This window comes from Streptomyces sp. A 4/2, assembly GCF_940670765.1.
Lineage (GTDB): Bacteria > Actinomycetota > Actinomycetes > Streptomycetales > Streptomycetaceae > Streptomyces.
Map to the genome: position 1 here is coordinate 53,141 of NZ_CALNVW010000002.1, position 17,442 is coordinate 70,582.

The following is a 17,442-nucleotide window of genomic DNA, read 5'->3' on the forward strand; positions in this document are numbered from 1 at the left end:
TCGGGAATAGACCGAAAAGAGCGTATGACCTTTGACGAGTCACTCTGACATCGAAACGTGATCAATTGCCGCTTTCGTGGGGTTAGTCACAGGGACACGAACGGCCGTAGGGTCGGGGCATGGCTGCAGACGAGGGGACCGTACGGCTCGACACCTGGATCTGGTCGGTACGGCTCACGAAGACCCGCTCACAGGCGGCTGCCGCCTGCCGCGCCGGTCACGCCCGGCTCAACGGGGAGCGGGTGAAGCCCGCCCATCCGGTGCAGGCGGGCGACGAGGTCCGGCTGTTCCACGCGGGTCGCGAACGGATCGTCGAGGTGTCGCGGACCGTGCGCAAGCGGGTGGGCCCGCCGGTCGCCGCCGAGTGCTACGTGGACAACAGCCCGCCGCCCCCGCCGCGCGAGGCCACGGTCGACATCCCGGTGCGCGACCGGGGCACGGGAAGGCCGACGAAGCGGGACCGGCGGGAGATGGAACAGCTGCGCGGGGACATCCGGGGGCGTTGACCGCACGCCCCTTCGGCCCGAGCGGCCCTTCCGCACGGGAGGGCCGCACGGGAGTGGGCGCCCGGTCAGCCCCCGAACAGGTGGAGCGCGCCCCACAGCGCGACGGTCGACACGGCCAGCGTCGCCGGCACGGTCAGCAGGCCGAGCCGGGAGAAGGTGCCCAGCTCGGGTTCGCTCCCGTGCTCGTTCATGATGCGGCGCCAGAGCAGCGTGGCGAGCGAGCCCACGTACGTCAGGTTCGGCCCGAGGTTGACGCCGATCAGCGCGGCCAGAACGGGCCCGGGGCCTGCGGGGCCGACCACCGGCAGCAGTGCCAGGATCGCCGGCAGGTTGTTGATCGCGTTGGACAGTACGGCGGCGACCACGGCCACCGCGAGGAGCGCGGGCAGCGAGGCGCCGCCCGGCAGCAGCCGGCCGATGCCGTCGCCGAGACCGTTGTCGACCACCGCCTTCACCACGACGCCCAGCGCGAGGACGAACAGGCAGAAGTACGGGTTGGCATCACGCACCAGGCCGACGACGGTCGTACGTCTCCGGCGCAGCGCACGGACCGCGAGCACCAGCGCCCCCGCGACGGCGGCCCAGACCGGTTGGGCCCCGGCGAACGAGGTGACCACGAACCCGGCGAGCGTCAGCCCCAGCACCACCAGGGTGAACACCGGCACCTCGGCCCGCTCCGCTCCCTCCGTCGGGTGCGCGCCCGCCGCCAGATCCTTGGCGAAGAAGCGGCGGAAGACGGCGTACTCGACGACGACGGCGGCCAGCCAGGGCAGCGCCATCAGCCCGGCGAACCGGGTGAAGGTCAGCCCGCTCGCGGCGAACGCCAGCAGATTGGTGAGGTTGGAGACCGGCAGCAGCAGCGAGCCGGAGTTGGCGAGATGCGCGCACGCGTAGACGTGGGGCCGCGAACGGGCGCCGACCCGCGCGGCCGTGGCGAAGACCACCGGGGTGAGCAGGACGACGGTGGCGTCGAGGCTGAGGACGGCCGTCACCACGGCGGCCACGACGAACACCCCGCCGAGCAGCCGCACCGGCCGCCCGCCGCAGACCCGCGCCACCAGGTCGCCCGCGGCGGCGAACAAGCCGTCGGCGGCGCAGAGTTGGGAGAGTACGAGTACGGCGGCGAGGAAGCCCACGACCGGGAGCAGGGTGCGGATCTGGTCCCACGCGTCGGAGAGCGGGACGGCTCCGACAGCTACGACGATCACGGCCGCAGGGACGGCCGCGGCGGCTTCGGGGCGGCCCTGGGGACGGGCGACGGCGAAAGCGAGTACGCCGAGCAGCAGGGCTACGGAGAGGGTCTCGGCGGCGATGGTGTTCAGCGGGTGCTCCGGAGATGTGTGGGGGGGGGTGGGCCGCTGCGCGGAGCTTTTCCCCTCCCCGCCCGTTCCCGTGACCGGGGCTCCGCCCCGGGCCCCGCTCCAAACGCCGGAGAGGCTGAAAATCGCCGGACGCGCTTGAAATCAAGCCCGTCCGGCGATTGGGGACAACGGGGGCCTGCCCCCGTTGTCCTGAGGCGTCAGCCCTCGGCGCCGAGCTTCTCCAGGATCAGCTCGCGCACCCGTGCCGCGTCCGCCTGACCCCGGGTGGCCTTCATGACGGCGCCCACGAGCGCACCGGCCGCGGCCACCTTCCCGCTGCGGATCTTGTCGGCGATCGCCGCGTTGGAGGCGATCGCCTCGTCCACGGCCGCGCCGAGCGCGCCGTCGTCCGAGACGACCTTCAGACCGCGCTTCTCCACGACCTCGTCCGGGCCGCCCTCACCGGCGAGCACGCCGTCGATGACCTGGCGGGCCAGCTTGTCGTTGAGGTCGCCCGCCGCGACGAGCGCAGCCACCCGGGCGACCTGCTCGGGCGTGATCGGCAGCGCCGCGAGCTCACGGCCGGTCTCGTTGGCGTTGCGGGCCAGCTCGCCCATCCACCACTTGCGGGCCTGGTCGGACGGGGCGCCCGCGTCGATCGTCGCGACGATCGGCTCGATCGCACCGGCGTTGAGAATCGACTGCATGTCGAACTCGGAGACGCCCCACTCCTCACGCAGCCGGTTACGGCGTACGCGCGGCAGCTCGGGCAGCTCGGCTCGCAGCTCCTCGACCCAGTCGCGCGCGGGCGCGACCGGGACCAGGTCGGGCTCCGGGAAGTAGCGGTAGTCCTCGGCGTTGTCCTTGATGCGGCCGGCCGTGGTGGAGCCGTCCTCCTCGTGGAAGTGCCGGGTCTCCTGCACGATCGAACCGCCGGAGTTCAGCACCGCGGCGTGGCGCTGGATCTCGTAGCGGGCGGCGCGCTCCACCGAACGCAGCGAGTTGACGTTCTTCGTCTCCGAGCGGGTGCCGAGCTTCTCGACACCGTGCAGACGCAGCGACAGGTTCACGTCGCAGCGCATCTGGCCCATTTCCATCCGGGCCTCGGAGACGCCGAGCGCCTTGATGAGTTCGCGCAGCTCGGCGACGTACGCCTTGGCGACCTCGGGAGCACGCTCCCCGGCACCCTCGATCGGCTTGGTGACGATCTCGATGAGCGGGATGCCCGCGCGGTTGTAGTCGAGCAGCGAGTGGGACGCGCCGTGGATACGGCCGGTGGCGCCGCCGACGTGCAGCGACTTTCCGGTGTCCTCCTCCATGTGGGCGCGCTCGATCTGCACCCGGAAGGTCTCGCCGTCCTCCAGCTGGACGTCCAGATAGCCGTTGAAGGCGATCGGCTCGTCGTACTGCGAGGTCTGGAAGTTCTTCGGCATGTCCGGATAGAAGTAGTTCTTCCGGGCGAAGCGGCACCACTCGGCGATCTCGCAGTTCAGCGCGAGGCCGATCTTGATGGCCGACTCGACGCCGATCGCGTTGACGACCGGCAGCGAGCCCGGCAGACCCAGACAGGTGGGGCAGGTCTGCGAGTTGGGCTCGGCACCCAGCTCGGTCGAGCAGCCGCAGAACATCTTGGTCCTGGTGCCGAGTTCGACATGGACCTCAAGGCCCATGACGGGGTCGTACGTCGTGAGGGCTTCCTCGTACGACGCGAGTTCAGTGACGGTCACGATGAGACTTTCCCTCTCAGCCCAGCAGGACGTCGTCGTCGCCCAGGCGCTTCAGCTCACGCAGGAGCAGAGCGATGCCGGTGGCGATGGCGGCGGCGGAGACGACGGCGTCGACCAGACGGAGCGTGTCGTTCTCGGTACGGGCCTGCTTGGCCTGCTTGACCACGCTCAGCGCACCGAAGGCGGTGGTTCCGATGGACAGGTACGTACCGGCCTTGGACTTCTTGAATCCCTTGGCCTTGCTCACAGCACTCACAACGACGGAGCCTCCTCAAGCAGCGGGTGTCCCCACTTTTCCACGAAGGCGGCCTCGACGGCGGCCCCGACCTTGTACAGACGGTCGTCCTTCATGGCGGGGGCGATGATCTGCAGGCCGACCGGCAGCCCGTCCTCCGGGGCCAGGCCGCAGGGCAGCGACATGGCGGAGTTGCCGGCCAGGTTGGTCGGAATGGTGCACAGGTCGGCGAGGTACATCGCCATCGGGTCGTCGGCGCGCTCACCGATCGGGAAGGCGGTGGTGGGCGTGGTCGGCGAAACGATCACGTCGACCTGCTCGAATGCCTTCTCGAAGTCCCGCGTGATGAGCGTGCGGACCTTCTGGGCGCTGCCGTAGTACGCGTCGTAGTAGCCGGAGCTGAGCGCGTACGTACCGAGGATGACGCGGCGCTTGACCTCGTCGCCGAAACCGGCCTCGCGGGAGAGCGCGGTGACGTCCTCGGCGGACTTCGTGCCGTCGTCGCCCACCCGCAGGCCGTACCGCATGGCGTCGAAGCGGGCCAGGTTGGAGCTGCACTCCGACGGGGCGATCAGGTAGTAGGCCGAAAGACCCAGGTCGAACGAGGGGCAGTCCAGCTCCACGATGTCGGCGCCGAGCCCCTTGAGGAGCTCGACCGACTCGTCGAAGCGCTGGATGACCCCGGCCTGGTAGCCCTCGCCGCGGAACTGCTTGACGACGCCGACCCGCAGCCCGGCGACCGAGCCGTTGCGCGCGGCCTCGACGACCGGCGGGACCGGGGCGTCGATGGAGGTCGAGTCGAGCGGGTCGTGCCCGGCGATGGCCTCGTGCAGCAGGGCCGCGTCCAGCACCGTACGGGCGCAGGGACCGCCCTGGTCGAGGGAGGACGAGAACGCCACCATGCCGTAGCGGGAGACCCCGCCGTAGGTCGGCTTGACCCCGACGGTGCCGGTGACGGCAGCGGGCTGGCGGATGGAACCGCCGGTGTCCGTACCGATGGCGAGCGGGGCCTCGTACGCGGCAAGCGCGGCGGACGAGCCGCCGCCGGAGCCGCCGGGGATCCGGGTGAGGTCCCAGGGGTTGCCGGTGGGTCCGTAGGCGCTGTTCTCCGTCGACGACCCCATGGCGAACTCGTCCATGTTGGTCTTGCCGAGGATGACGACGTCGGCGGCCTTGAGGCGCTTCGTGACGGTCGCGTCGTACGGCGGGATCCAGCCTTCGAGGATCTTCGAGCCGACGGTGGTCGGGACGCCCTCGGTGGTGAAGATGTCCTTCAGCGCCAGGGGAACGCCGGCCAGCGGACCGAGCTTCTCGCCGTTCGCCCGCTTGGCGTCGACGGCGCGGGCCTGCGCGAGCGCGCCCTCGCGGTCGACGTGCAGGAAGGCGTGCACCTTCTCGTCGACGGCCGCGATGCGGGCCAGGTGGGCCTCGGTGACCTCGACGGCCGTGAGCTCCCCGGAAGCGATCTTCTCGGCGATCTCGGCGGCGGTGAGCTTGATGATGTTGATGTCCGTCATGACTGTTAGTCCTCCCCCAGGATCTGCGGCACCTTGAAACGCCGCTGCTCCTGGGCGGGGGCACCGGAGAGGGCCTGCTCCGGGGTGAGCGACGGACGGACCTCGTCCGCGCGCATGACATTGGTCAGCGGCAGCGGGTGGGAGGTCGGCGGTACGTCTTGATCGGCGACCTCGGAGACGCGGGCGACCGCGCCGAGAATGTCGTCGAGCTGTCCGGCGAAGTGATCGAGCTCTTCGGCCTTCAGCTCCAGACGTGCCAGCCGTGCGAGGTGGGCGACCTCCTCGCGCGTGATGCCAGGCATGCGGCGATCCTCAGGGGTGAGTGTGAGTGGATTTTGGCCCAATCCTATGGGGCGGGGGCCCCTGCTCACTAAACGGATTCCCCTGGGGTGGTGGTGACCGGGACGGGACGGTCGTTCCACGGGGTCTGCGCACGGGGCTGTTCCACTCCCCCGATGCCGTGCGGGCCGGGGGAAACCCCGTCTGCGGGTACGTGCTTGTCGCTACGGCCGCGGCTCCGGCGGCCGGCCCGGCCTGCTGTGCAGTACGACCTGACCCATCCTTTTCTCCTGCTCCGCCGCCGCGGCAGCCGCAGCCGCAGCCGCCAGTTCCGCGGGCCGCTGCCATCCCCGGGACCCACGCGCCAGCAGCCACGCGGTCGCCTCGTGCGGCGGCATCGCCGCGGCCACCAGCCATCCCTGCACCGCGTCGCAGCCCAGGTCCCTCAGCCGTTCCCAGGTCTCGTCGTCCTCGACGCCCTCGGCGACGACGATCAGGCCCAGCGAGTGCGCCAGGTCGACGGTGCAGCGGACGATCTCCGCGTCCTCGTTGTCCACCGCCAGCCGGGCCACGAACGACCGGTCGATCTTCAGTTCGCTGACCGGCAGCCGGCGCAGGTGGACCAGTGAGGAGTACCCGGTGCCGAAGTCGTCCAGCGACATCTTCACGCCGTGCGCGGTCAGCCCGGCCAGGGTGTCGGCCGCCCGCTGCGGGTCCTCCAGCAGGACGTGTTCGGTGATCTCCAGCTGGAGGGCGCCCGGCGGCACGCCGTGCCGGGCCAGCCGCGCGGCCACCGCGCCCGCGAAGCCGGGGGTGTGCACGTCGCGCGGCGACACATTGACCGCCACCGGGACCTTCAGGCCCTGCGCGCGCCACTTGGCGACCTGGGCGAGGGCCGTCTCCAGTACGTATTCGGTGAGGTGCGGCATCAGCCCGGACGACTCGGCGATCGCGATGAACTCGTCCGGGGGGACCCTGCCGCGCTCCGGGTGCACCCACCGGACCAGTGCCTCAAGTCCCGCCACCTGTCCGTCGAACCGGACCTTCGGCTGGTAGTGCAGTTCCACGTCACCCGCGTCGAGGGCGCGCCGCAGGTCACCCAGCAGTCCGAGCCGGTCAGGGGTGTTGGAGTCCCGCTTGGACTCGTAGACCTCGACGCCCGTGCGGTCCCGCTTCGCCTGGTACATCGCTACGTCCGCCCGCTGGAGCAGCCCCTCGGCGTCCAGCGCGTGGTCGGGAAAGACGGAGACGCCGGCGCTCGCCTCCAGCACCAGCGTCAGTCCGTCCAGGTCGAGCGGGGAGCCCAGTTCGGCGACGAGATGGCGGGCGATGCGCATCACGCTCGTCGCCGAGTCGGCCACCGGGAGCAGTACCGCGAACTCGTCGCCGCCCAGCCGCGCGACCTCCGCGCCGCGCGGCAGCGCGAGCCGCAGCCGGTCTGCTATCTGCAACAGCAGCCTGTCGCCCGCCAGATGGCCGAGCGTGTCATTGACCGACCGGAACCGGTCGAGGTCGATCAGCACGAGCGACGATCTGCTTCCGCTGCTCTCCGCCTCCGACAGCGCCGCCCAGGTCCGCTCCAACAGCCACTGGCGGTTGGGCAGTCCGGTCAGCGGGTCGCGCAACTGCTCCTCCGCGCGGGCCCTCGCGATCCACAGCGTGGAGTCCAGGGCGATCAGCGGTACCGCGAAGAGCGGCAGCAGCAACGGCAGCGACATACCGACCACGCAGATCAGCGGGGCGATACCGAGCAGCGCGACGCCGACGAGGCCCTGCCTGACCAGTGCCGTGCGGGCCACCGTCGGGAGTCCGCCGTTGTGCGGCGCCAGCGCGGACCACAGCAGCACCCTGGTCACCAGCAGATAGGCGCAGGCCGCCACCACGATTTCTAACGCGGAGCCGATCCCCCAGTGGAGTGGCCGCCAGGGGTGCTCGACGGTCGGGGCCTCCCCGAACGCGGCGAGGACGAGAGCGGCGGCGCCGATGCCCAGGATGTCGGACGCGCCGTGCAGCAGCCCCTGCCGCCAGCGGTGGCTGCGCGCCGCCCCGACCAGGACGACGACGGCCAGGCTGACCAGCGCGGCCGGCAGCCAGCCGTACAGCAGCAGTACGGCGAGAGTGAGGGCGGCGCCGGATCCGGTGCCGCCCCACCAGCGGTCGCGGCCGAGGGCGACCAGATGGCCCACGATGACGCCGGTGAGCACGGCCAGTGCCCAGCCGACCGTGCCGTCGGGGAACAGCGCGCTGCCGTCCCGGACCGCCTGCAGCAGCCCGGTCGCCAGAGCGATGGCCGCCAGTCCCACGACGAAGGGGAAGGCGGACAGCTTCGACACGGAGTGAGCGAAGTACGCGAGGCCGCGCACTCGCCCGTCCGGATCGGCGCTCTCGGTCGGTTTCATGCCCGTCCCTCTCACAGCCGGCAGTGCCCATGCCACGCGATGGCCCTCTGTCGTGCCATCACGACTTGAACCCGTCCCGAGCTCCGGGGGAGCAGGGGAGACCGTTTGGAAGCCGTGCACGACGGGCGCACTGTTCAACAGTAGGCCGCAGAAGGCCCCGACGGGCAGCCGTCTGCAGGTCTTGCCCGAATGCGACCCGACCATCCTTAACCATCTGCTATGCGCCGAACGGGTGAGCTTGGGCCCGGTCTGCGGCTACTCCGCTGCCGGACCGTCTGCCGGTTCATCCGCCGGTACCGCCGCCTCGCGGGCCGCGTCGGGTCCTTGTTCGAGCAGTACGGCGAAGCCCTCTTCGTTCAGCACGGGGACCTTCAGCTGCATCGCCTTGTCGTATTTGGAGCCGGGGCTGTCCCCCACCACCACGAAGGCCGTCTTCTTGGAGACGGAGCCGGTGACCTTCGCGCCGAGGCTCTGGAGTGCTTCTTTCGCGCCGTCGCGGGTGTGGTGCTCCAGGGTGCCGGTGACCACCACGGTGAGCCCGTCCAGCGGGCGGGGGCCTTCGTCCTCGCCACTGCCCTCGTCCTCCGTACGGACCCCGGCCGCCCGCCACTTGCGCAGGATCTCCCGGTGCCATTCCTCGTCGAACCACTGCTTGAGCGAGGCCGCGATGGTCGGCCCGACACCTTCGACGGCGGCCAGCTCCTCCTCCGTGGCCCCTTCGATCCGGTCCAGTGAGCGGAACTCGCGGGCCAGTGCCTCGGCGGCGACGGGGCCCACGTGCCGGATCGACAGCCCGGTGATGATCCTGGCCAGTGGCCGGGTCTTCGCCGCCGCGATGTTGTCCAGCATCGCCAGGGCGTTCTTCCTCGGCTCGCCCTGCTGGTTGGCGAAGACCGTGGCGATCTTCTCCTCGCCGGTCTTCGGGTCGCGCTTGGGCAGTCCGCTGTCCTGGTCCAGGACGTACGCCTTGATGGGCAGCAACTGGTCGATCGTGAGGTCGAACAGGTCGCTCTCGTCGCGCAGCGGCGGTTCGGCGGGCTCCAGGGGCTGGGTGAGCGCCGCCGCGGCGACATAGCCGAAGTTCTCGATGTCCAGGCACTTGCGCCCGGCCAGGTAGAAGAGCCGTTCACGCAACTGGGCCGGGCAGGAGCGGGAGTTGGGGCAGCGGAGGTCGATGTCACCCTCCTTCATCGGGCGCAGCGCCGTCCCGCACTCGGGGCATTCGGCGGGCATCACGAACTCCCGCTCGCTGCCGTCCCGCAGGTCCGCGACCGGGCCGAGGATCTCCGGGATGACGTCCCCCGCCTTGCGCAGCACCACCGTGTCACCGATGAGCACGCCCTTGGCCTTCACCACGTCCTGGTTGTGCAGGGTGGCGAACTCGACCTCGGACCCGGCCACCGTCACCGGCTCGACCTGGGCGTACGGGGTGACTCTGCCCGTACGGCCCACACCGACGCGGATGTTCACCAGCTTGGTGTTGACCTCCTCCGGCGCGTACTTCCAGGCGATCGCCCAGCGCGGCGCGCGCGAGGTGGAGCCGAGCCGTCCTTGGAGCGGGATCTCGTCGAGCTTGATGACGACGCCGTCGATCTCGTGTTCCACGGAGTGCCGGTTCTCGCCGAAGTAGGCGATGAACTCCCGTGCGCCCGCGAGGTCGTCGACGACCTTGTTGTGTTGGGCCGTGGGCAGGCCCCACTCGTGCAGCAGCTCGTAGGCGTGCGACAGGCAGTCGATGTCGAAGCCCTCACGGGCACCGATGCCGTGCACCACCATGTGCAGCGGACGCGTCGCGGTGATCTTCGGGTCCTTCTGGCGCAGCGAACCCGCCGCGGCGTTGCGCGGGTTGGCGAACGGTTTGTCGCCTGCCTCCACCAGCCGGGCGTTGAGCCCTTCGAAGGCGTCCATCGGGAAGTACACCTCGCCGCGGATCTCGACGAGCGCCGGGATCCGCTCGCCGCGCAGCCGGTGCGGGATGTCGGCGATCGTCATGACGTTCGGCGTGATGTCCTCGCCGGTGCGGCCGTCGCCGCGGGTGGCGGCCCGCGTCAGTCTGCCGTTCTCGTAGGTGAGGTTGACGGCCAGGCCGTCCACCTTGAGCTCGCACAGGAAGTGGTAACCGGCCGAACCGACGTCCCGGGCCACCCGCTCGCCCCAGGCGGCCAGTTCCTCGTCGTCGAAGGCGTTGTCCAGCGACAGCATCCTGTCCCGGTGCTGCACGGACGTGAACTCCGTCTCGTACGCCCCCGCGACCTTCTGGGTCGGCGAGTCGGGGGTCCGCAGCTCCGGGTACTGCTCCTCCAGGGCCTCCAGCGCGCGCAGCTGCGTGTCGAACTCGGCGTCGCTGACGACCGGCTGGTCCTTCACGTAGTACCGGAAGCGGTGCTCCTCGATCTGCTCGGCCAGCTGCGCGTGGTTCTCCCGCGCCTCCGCAGGCACAGCACCCTGCTGTTCGACAGCCACCGTCTCGTCCTCCCGTTGATGGAACTCAGCCCGTTACTCAGGGTTGTCCGCGAGCGACTTCGCCGCACGGACACAGTGCGCGAGGGCCGCACGGGCGTACGCGGGCGAAGCACCCGCCAGCCCGCACGCCGGGGTGAGCACCAGGGACTCGGTGAGAGTCCCCGGATTCAGCCCCAGCCTGCGCCACAGCGTCCTGACACCCATGACGCTACCGGCAGGGTCTGACAATGCGGTGTCGGTGCCGGGCACCACTCCGGCGAAGAGCCGGGTACCGCCCTCCACGGCCTCTCCGATCGCGTCCTCGTCACGCTCGGTGAGAAGGCTGAAATCGAACGAGACGCCCGCGGCGCCGGCCCGCCGAAGCAGCGCGAACGGCACGTCGGGCGCACAGGAATGCACGATCACCGGACCGTCGCTGACCGCCATCACGTCGCGCAGCGCGCCCTCGACGAGCTGCCGGTCCACGGCCCGGTGGGTCCGGTAACCGCTGGCCGTCCTGATCTGCCCGCGCAGTACGGAGACGAGCGACGGCTCGTCGAGCTGGAGCACCAGCTGAGCGCCCGGCACCCGGCGGCGCACCTCGGCGAGGTGCCCGCGCAGCCCCTCGGCGAGCGAGGCGGTGAGGTCCCGGCAGGCCCCGGGATCGCCGAGAACGGCCTCGCCGCCCCGCAGTTCGAGCCCGGCGGCCAGCGTCCAGGGCCCGACGGCCTGCACCTTGAGCGGCCCCTCGTACCCCTGGGTGAACTCCTCCAGCGCGTCGAGGTCCTCGCCCAGCCAGGAGCGTGCACGACGGGTGTCGTGACCCGGCCGGTCACTGACCCGCCAGCCGCTGGGCTCCAGGTGGGCGTACATCTCGACGAGCAGCCCGATGGTCCGCCCGATCATGTCGGAGCCCGGCCCGCGCGCGGGCAGTTCGGCCAGATACGGAAAGTCCTCGAAGGACCCGATGACGGTCTTCGCGGTCTCCCGCGCGTCGCCGCCCGGCATGGAACCGATCCCGGTGGCCGGTCCCCAGCTGAACTTGCTCTTCTCGCTCACGCACAAAGCCTACGAGCAGGAGGGACAGCCGGATGACGGCCGAGGCCGGGGCCGGGGCAGCGGTCGCGCTGTCAGTGGGCGGTACTACCATCTGGCGCACAGCAATCGGGGGAGAGCGATGAAGGACGATCTGGACGGCTGGACCTGGAACTCCAGCGGCACGGAGTCGGAGGACCCGCCGGTGGTGGGCCCCGACGGGCGCGTCCCGCGGATACGGCGCAGCCCCGCCGAGTCGGCGCGTGCCACGGCTGCGTGGGTCCGGGTCAGGGCGGTCAAACTGGTGACCGTCGCGGTGGTGCTCGCGCTGGCCATCGGTGGCTGGCAGACGTACACGTACCTCACCCGCTACCACGAGCAGATGAGCGGGCCGCACGGCGACTTCCCGGCGGCGCTCGGCAGCAGTGCGCCCGTGAAGCCCAGCAGGGTGGTGGCGAACTTCGAGGGCTCCATGAGCGGGATCGCCGGTGGGCTGTACCTGCACGAGGAGCCCAGGGGCGTCACGGCGTTCTCTCTCCGTACGGGCAAGAGCTACTGGCACTACGGGCGGGAGAAGACCGGCCTGGTGGACGTGACGAACTCCCGGGACACGGTGGTGCTCTCGTTCGACGACCAGCTCGTGGTCGGGATCGACGCACACAGCGGCAAGCCGCGCTGGCACGTCAAGGTGCCCGGCGACGCGAAGTCCGGGCAGAGCAGGCTCTGGCTCGACAAGGACACGGTGATCCTCAGCCAGCCGGCCTCGGTCACCGCTCTTGCCGTGCACGACGGCAAGCGGCTCTGGACGGCTCCCCCGCCCAAGGGGTGCCGGAAGTGGGCCGTCCGGGCCCCCGTCGCTCTGAAGGACGTGGTGGCGTACCGGGCCACCGACTGCGAGGGCAGCAGTGACGAGTACGTCCTGTCCGGTATGGACCGGAGCACGGGCCACCCTCGCTGGCAGCTGAAGGACGAGATCACCGGCTACTGGCGCCTCGACGACCACACCATGGCGACCGCGTCCGTGCGCGACGCACTGGTCGTGACCGATGTCTCCGGCAGCCGGCCCCGGACCCGTTCGACAGCGCTGTCGAACGACCTGTCTCTCGGCTACGCCGACGACAACATCATGGTGTTCGACTCCAGCAACAGCCGGACTCTCACCGCGATACGGGTGACCGCGGACCGGAACCGAACCGCCTGGACCCACCCGGCCGCCAAGGGGCTTGAGTTCGGCAGGCCCTGGATAGCCGACGGCCGAGTGTACGTCACCCAGGGCGTCCCGCCGCTCGATGCCCGGCGGGACAAGGTGCCCGCCTCCGCCCGGCTCCTGGTGCTCGATGCGCGTACCGGTCACGAGCTGTCCCGGGCGGATCTGCCGAAGTCACTGTTCCAGGGCGAGAACGAGGACCAGAGGTCGCTTCCCGCGATCCGCGGGGCGGGGTCCGGGGTGGTCCTGATCGGCTGGGCGGACTTCGCCTTCTCCTCGGTGGATCTGGCGCTGGCGGAGTGAGCGGTCTCAGCGGCCGGCGCGCACCGTCAGGTCGTTGACCTCCGCGTCCCGCGGCAGGTCCAGCGCCATGAGGATCGTGGTGGCGACCGACTCGGGGTCGATCAGGCCCTCCGGGCGGTACTCCTTGCCCTCCTGCGAGTGGACCTTGGCCTGCATCGGGCTGGCGGTACGTCCGGGGTAGACGGACGTGACCCGTACGCCGTTCCCGTGCTCCTCGTGGCGGAGCGCGTCGGCCAGGGCCTTCAGCCCGTGCTTGGCGGCGGCGTACGCGCCCCACTCGGCGTGGGCGTTCAGGCCCGCGCCGGAGTTGACGAAGATCACCTGGCCCCGGACGGTACGGAGCTGCGGCAGCATCAGCCGGGTCAGCTCGGCCGGTGCGACGAGGTTGGTGTTGAGCTGCTGGTGCCAGGTCGTGGGGCGCAGTTCCGCGATGGGGCCGAGGTCGACGATGCCCGCGATGTGCAGCAGCGAGTCGACCTGCGCGGGCAGCGCCTGCTTGTCGAGCGCCCAGGAAATACGGTCGGGGTTCGCCAGGTCCGCGACGAGCGTGCCCGCCCCGGGGAAGCGCCCCGCGAGCTCCCTGGCGCGCCCGGCGTCGCGCGCCACGATGACGAGGTCGTCACCCCGCTCGTGGAGACGGCGCGCGACGGCCGCGCCGATGCCGGAACCCGCGCCGGTGATCACATGTGTAGCCATGGCCCCATCGTCGCACTACTGCACGCCGTGCGACTCCTCCAGGTAGGCCAGCGCCGCCACCCCGTCCTCGGCGAAGAACACCAGGTCAGTGAGGGGCACGGGCAGGAAGCCCTCGTCCTCCATCCGCTGGAACTGCTGCTTCAGCCCGTCGTAGAAGCCCGCCGTGTTCAGCAGCACCACGGGCTTGTCCGTCCTGCCGTGCTTCTTCAGCTCCAGGATCTCGGTGGCCTCGTCCAGCGTCCCGGTCCCGCCGACCATGATCACGACAGCGTCCGACTTGGCGAGCAGCAGCGCCTTGCGCTCGGCGAGGTCGGCGGCGATGACCATCTCGTCGGCATTGGTGCGGGCCTTCGCGGCCAGGAAGTCCACGGAGACCCCGACGAGCCGCCCCCCGGTCTCCTGCACCCCGTCGGCGACGACCTTCATGAGGCCGCTCTCCGAACCGCCCCAGACCAGGGTGTGACCGCCCTTGCCGATCAGCTCGGCGAATTCACGGGCGGGGCGGGTGTAGCGCTCGTCGAGGTCGGCGGCGGAGAGGAAGACACAGATGTTCATGCGTCCACCGTAGAGGGAAGAAGCGGGCCGCTCCGAGCGCTGTACCAGTCATGACTACCGGACACCGCATCACCGTCGAGCAGGGCACCGACCATGTACGGGTTGTTCGCGAGGGCCAGGTCCTGGCGGAGAGCCGCCGCCCCCTGCTGCTGCACGAGACAGGGCTGCCGGTGCGCTACTACCTCCCGCCGGAGGACGTACGCACCGAACTGCTGACACCTTCGGACACGCACACCCACTGCCCGTTCAAGGGCGACGCGTCGTACTGGTCGTTGCCCGGGGCCGCCGATCTGGTCTGGGCGTACCCGGAGCCGCTGGCCCAAGTGGCGGAGATCAAGGACCACTTCTGCTTCTACGACACCGAGGTGGTCTGAGCCGCCCGGCTGCCGGGTGGACCCAGGCGGAGACGGCCCCGAGGGCGAGTTCGAACCGGACGGTTCTTCCCGCCGGGTCCACCCGGGCCCTCCGAAGCGTCAGGCAACAACTGCGTCGAGGTCGCCGTGCCGCACGCGGACGGCATCGGGGGCGCTCTGACGTGCGGGGCGCCCGGCGGGCTCGTCCGAGCACGGCCCGCAGACCCTCGAAGCCGGGTTCAACAGCCGCAGCCGACCGGCGGGGACGACGTCAGGGCGAGCGCGGCAGTTCGCAGCTCGGCCACCCAAGTCGGCTGGTCGAACCCCAGCGTGTACTCGATGCAGCACACGCATTGCGGGATCAGCGACACGAACACCCGCTCCTCCGGGGTCTCGACTGCGGTCTCCCACCAGTCGTCCGCCACGGTCTCCGTGAGAGCGGTCTCCCCGCCGTCGATGATTCGCTCTGCCAGGCGGCGCAGCGCGTGGCGGCGTGCCAGGCCGGGAGCAGGCAGCTCGATTCCTGACTCGGAGAGGGCCTGCTCGAACGCATCACGAATGTCGCGGGGATCAGCGGTGCGCGGCCACCCTGCTAGTTCGCACAGTGTCGGGGCGTCCAGCCCGGCGGCGAGCGCCTCGGCAGCGATCATCGGCAGGTCCTCCGAGCAGACCTCACCCGCCTGATATCGGCACGCCGCCTCCGCCAAGGACGTCCGACCGTCCGGCGTGACGATGCCCGGTTCCGTTGTCACCGCTGCTCTCCCCCTGCTGGCTCGCACGATGCCGCATCGTACACAGGCGAGTCCGTACCCCTGTCACGTGAGTCCGTGCCGCTCCCCGCGCAATTGCCGGGACGGCGCCGCCCCCGAGTGCGGTGCCACAACGGGGAGTTGACATGCAGAGTTCGAGATACGTCCTCGTCCTAGCCGCGCTGTGACCCGGTCCGGGCGGGCCGGCTCGCCTCCGGCCCGCCCGGCCGATCCGCACTACCGGCCGCCGCCACCTCACCCGGCACGGACGACCGTGCCGGTCACACCGCCGCCGTGGCCGCCCGGTCCGTCGTGGCGATCGTCGCCGAGCCGACGACCCGGGTGCCGTCGTAGAGCACGATCGCCTGGCCGGGGGCCACGCCCCGGACCGGCTCGTCGAAGGAGACCCGCAGCTCGTCACCGACCAGCTCGGCGGTGACCGCCGTCTCGCCGCCGTGCGCGCGCAGCTGTGCGGTGTACGCTCCGGGGCCCGCCGGGGCGTTCCCGCACCAGCGGGGCTTGATCGCGGTGAGCGCGGTGACGTCCAGGGCCTCCACCGGTCCGACCGTCACCGTGTTGTTCACCGGGGAGATGTCGAGCACGTAGCGCGGCTTGCCGTCGGCGGCCGGGTGGCCGATCCGCAGGCCCTTGCGCTGGCCGATGGTGAAGCCGAAGGCGCCGTCGTGGCTGCCCACCTTCGTACCGGACTCGTCGACGATGTCGCCCTCCGCCTTGCCGCCGAGGCGCGAGGCGAGGAAGCCCTGGGTGTCGCCGTCGGCGATGAAGCAGATGTCGTGGCTGTCGGGCTTCTTGGCGACGGCCAGGCCCCGCCGCTCGGCCTCGCCGCGGATCTCGTCCTTCGTGGTGAGGGTGTCACCGAGCGGGAACATCGCGTGGGCGAGCTGGCGCTCGTCGAGGACCCCGAGGACGTACGACTGGTCCTTCGCCATGTCGGAGGCGCGGTGCATCTCCCGCGTGCCGTCCTCGTTGACGACGACCGTCGCGTAGTGGCCGGTGCAGACCGCGTCGAAGCCCAGGGCGAGCGCCTTGTCGAGCAGCGCCGCGAACTTGATCTTCTCGTTGCAGCGCAGGCACGGGTTGGGGGTGCGCCCGGCCTCGTACTCCGCGACGAAGTCGTCGACGACGTCCTCACGGAACCGCTCGGCCAGGTCCCAGACGTAGAACGGGATGCCGATGACGTCGGCCGCGCGCCGGGCGTCGCGGGAGTCCTCGATGGTGCAGCAGCCGCGCGCGCCCGTACGGAAGGACTGCGGGTTGGCGGAGAGCGCCAGGTGCACGCCTGTCACGTCGTGCCCGGCTTCGGCGGCGCGGGCGGCGGCGACGGCGGAGTCCACGCCGCCGGACATGGCGGCCAGTACCCGGAGGGGACGGGGGCGGGGGCTCTGGGATGTCTGAGTCATAGCCGTACCAGGGTACGGGCACGGGGGAACCGAAAGCGCGTGAGTATGCGTTGACGATCGTATGGGGACAAAGGGCAGCGCAGGATGGAACCCCGGCCGCCACCTGGGGCGCCGGGGCCTGCTGCTCGGTGGGCTGGGCGGGCTCGGCGCGGCTGTCGGAGCCGTGGTGCTGGGCCGCGAGCACCGGACGCACGGGGGCGGCGGACCGCGTGAGGCGGGCGCGGTGGACTACGCGGGCGCGCAGTGGGCCGCTGCCTCCCCCGCGAACTACCGACGGGCCGACCGCCCCGACGACTACGCGATCGACCGGGTGGTCATCCATGTCGTGCAGGGCAGCTTCACGATGGCGCTCCAGGTCTTCGGCGACCCGGCGCACCGGGCCGCCGCGCACTACGTGCTCCGCAGGGACGGGCACGTGGCGCAGACGGTCCGCGAGCTGGACGTGGCGTTCCACGCGGGGAACCGCTCCTACAACGAACGCAGCATCGGCATAGAGCACGAGGGCTTCGTGGACCGGCCCGCGTCGTTCACGGACGCGATGTACCGGTCGTCGGCGCGGCTGACGGCGGGGATATGCAAGCGGTACGGGATACCCGTCGACCGGGAACACATCATCGGGCACGTGGAGGTGCCTGGCGCGGACCATACGGATCCGGGGCGGTACTGGGACTGGGCGCACTACCTGAGGCTGGTGCGGGCCGTGTGAGCGGCTGAGAA

The 17,442-nt window shown here is 70.9% G+C and carries 16 protein-coding genes; 4 read left to right on the top strand and 12 right to left on the bottom strand.

Annotated features, from left to right (window positions below; all coding sequences use genetic code 11):
• Positions 1-119: 119 nt before the first annotated feature.
• Positions 120-506, top strand: a complete 387-nt coding sequence (locus NBY69_RS01005; protein WP_250297655.1) for an RNA-binding S4 domain-containing protein — start codon at positions 120-122, stop codon at positions 504-506.
• A 65-nt stretch (positions 507-571) separates the two neighbouring features.
• On the opposite strand, the gene NBY69_RS01010 is transcribed toward NBY69_RS01005, so the two are convergent.
• The 8 genes from NBY69_RS01010 to NBY69_RS01045 form a co-directional block, all read right to left on the bottom strand.
• The gene (locus NBY69_RS01010; RefSeq protein ID WP_250298003.1) at positions 572-1,828 is read right to left on the bottom strand and encodes an ArsB/NhaD family transporter; all 1,257 of its coding nucleotides are present in this window, start codon (positions 1,826-1,828) and stop codon (positions 572-574) included.
• Between the two features lie 197 nt (positions 1,829-2,025).
• A complete protein-coding gene (gene gatB, locus NBY69_RS01015; protein ID WP_250297656.1) occupies positions 2,026-3,534 on the bottom strand; it encodes an Asp-tRNA(Asn)/Glu-tRNA(Gln) amidotransferase subunit GatB in 1,509 nt (502 codons plus the stop codon).
• A 16-nt stretch (positions 3,535-3,550) separates the two neighbouring features.
• Positions 3,551-3,790 (bottom strand): hypothetical protein, encoded by a 240-nt coding sequence (locus tag NBY69_RS01020; protein WP_250297657.1) that lies wholly within the window; start codon positions 3,788-3,790, stop codon positions 3,551-3,553.
• A complete protein-coding gene (gatA, locus tag NBY69_RS01025) occupies positions 3,787-5,286 on the bottom strand; it encodes an Asp-tRNA(Asn)/Glu-tRNA(Gln) amidotransferase subunit GatA (protein WP_250297658.1) in 1,500 nt (499 codons plus the stop codon). The genes NBY69_RS01020 and gatA overlap by 4 nt, the downstream gene beginning before the upstream one ends.
• Positions 5,287-5,291: 5 nt before the next feature.
• Positions 5,292-5,588 (bottom strand): Asp-tRNA(Asn)/Glu-tRNA(Gln) amidotransferase subunit GatC, encoded by a 297-nt coding sequence (gene gatC / locus NBY69_RS01030; RefSeq protein WP_250297659.1) that lies wholly within the window; start codon positions 5,586-5,588, stop codon positions 5,292-5,294.
• A 201-nt stretch (positions 5,589-5,789) separates the two neighbouring features.
• Positions 5,790-7,964, bottom strand: a complete 2,175-nt coding sequence (locus NBY69_RS01035) for a bifunctional diguanylate cyclase/phosphodiesterase (RefSeq protein WP_250297660.1) — start codon at positions 7,962-7,964, stop codon at positions 5,790-5,792.
• 255 nt (positions 7,965-8,219) lie between these two features.
• Positions 8,220-10,427, bottom strand: coding sequence for an NAD-dependent DNA ligase LigA (ligA, locus tag NBY69_RS01040; protein ID WP_250297661.1), 2,208 nt, complete (start codon positions 10,425-10,427; stop codon positions 8,220-8,222).
• A gap of 33 nt (positions 10,428-10,460) precedes the next feature.
• Entirely contained in the window at positions 10,461-11,465 is a 1,005-nt protein-coding gene (locus NBY69_RS01045; RefSeq protein WP_250297662.1) for a methionine synthase, read from the bottom strand.
• Positions 11,466-11,583: 118 nt separating this feature from the next.
• Between NBY69_RS01045 and NBY69_RS01050 the strand changes: the two genes are divergently transcribed.
• Positions 11,584-12,951, top strand: a complete 1,368-nt coding sequence (locus NBY69_RS01050) for a PQQ-binding-like beta-propeller repeat protein (RefSeq protein ID WP_250297663.1) — start codon at positions 11,584-11,586, stop codon at positions 12,949-12,951.
• Between the two features lie 6 nt (positions 12,952-12,957).
• Here the strand turns inward: NBY69_RS01050 and NBY69_RS01055 are convergent, their stop codons facing one another.
• Positions 12,958-13,647, bottom strand: coding sequence for an SDR family oxidoreductase (locus NBY69_RS01055; protein ID WP_250297664.1), 690 nt, complete (start codon positions 13,645-13,647; stop codon positions 12,958-12,960).
• Positions 13,648-13,662: 15 nt separating this feature from the next.
• The gene (locus NBY69_RS01060; protein ID WP_250297665.1) at positions 13,663-14,202 is read right to left on the bottom strand and encodes a TIGR00730 family Rossman fold protein; all 540 of its coding nucleotides are present in this window, start codon (positions 14,200-14,202) and stop codon (positions 13,663-13,665) included.
• Between the two features lie 50 nt (positions 14,203-14,252).
• Between NBY69_RS01060 and NBY69_RS01065 the strand changes: the two genes are divergently transcribed.
• A complete protein-coding gene (locus NBY69_RS01065) occupies positions 14,253-14,576 on the top strand; it encodes a DUF427 domain-containing protein (protein ID WP_250297666.1) in 324 nt (107 codons plus the stop codon).
• Positions 14,577-14,794: 218 nt separating this feature from the next.
• Here the strand turns inward: NBY69_RS01065 and NBY69_RS01070 are convergent, their stop codons facing one another.
• Together NBY69_RS01070 and mnmA are read right to left on the bottom strand one after the other, a co-directional pair.
• Positions 14,795-15,307 carry a hypothetical protein gene (locus NBY69_RS01070; protein ID WP_250297667.1) on the bottom strand — a complete coding sequence of 171 codons (513 nt, stop codon included), beginning with the start codon at positions 15,305-15,307 and terminating at the stop codon, positions 14,795-14,797.
• Positions 15,308-15,585: 278 nt separating this feature from the next.
• On the bottom strand, positions 15,586-16,725 hold the full coding sequence (mnmA, locus tag NBY69_RS01075) for a tRNA 2-thiouridine(34) synthase MnmA (RefSeq protein WP_250297668.1): 1,140 nt from the start codon (positions 16,723-16,725) through the stop codon (positions 15,586-15,588).
• A gap of 61 nt (positions 16,726-16,786) precedes the next feature.
• Here mnmA and NBY69_RS01080 point away from each other — a divergent pair, with 61 nt between their 5' ends.
• Positions 16,787-17,431: an N-acetylmuramoyl-L-alanine amidase gene (locus tag NBY69_RS01080; RefSeq protein ID WP_250297669.1), complete on the top strand. Its 645-nt coding sequence runs from the start codon at positions 16,787-16,789 to the stop codon at positions 17,429-17,431.
• Positions 17,432-17,442: the final 11 nt, after the last annotated feature.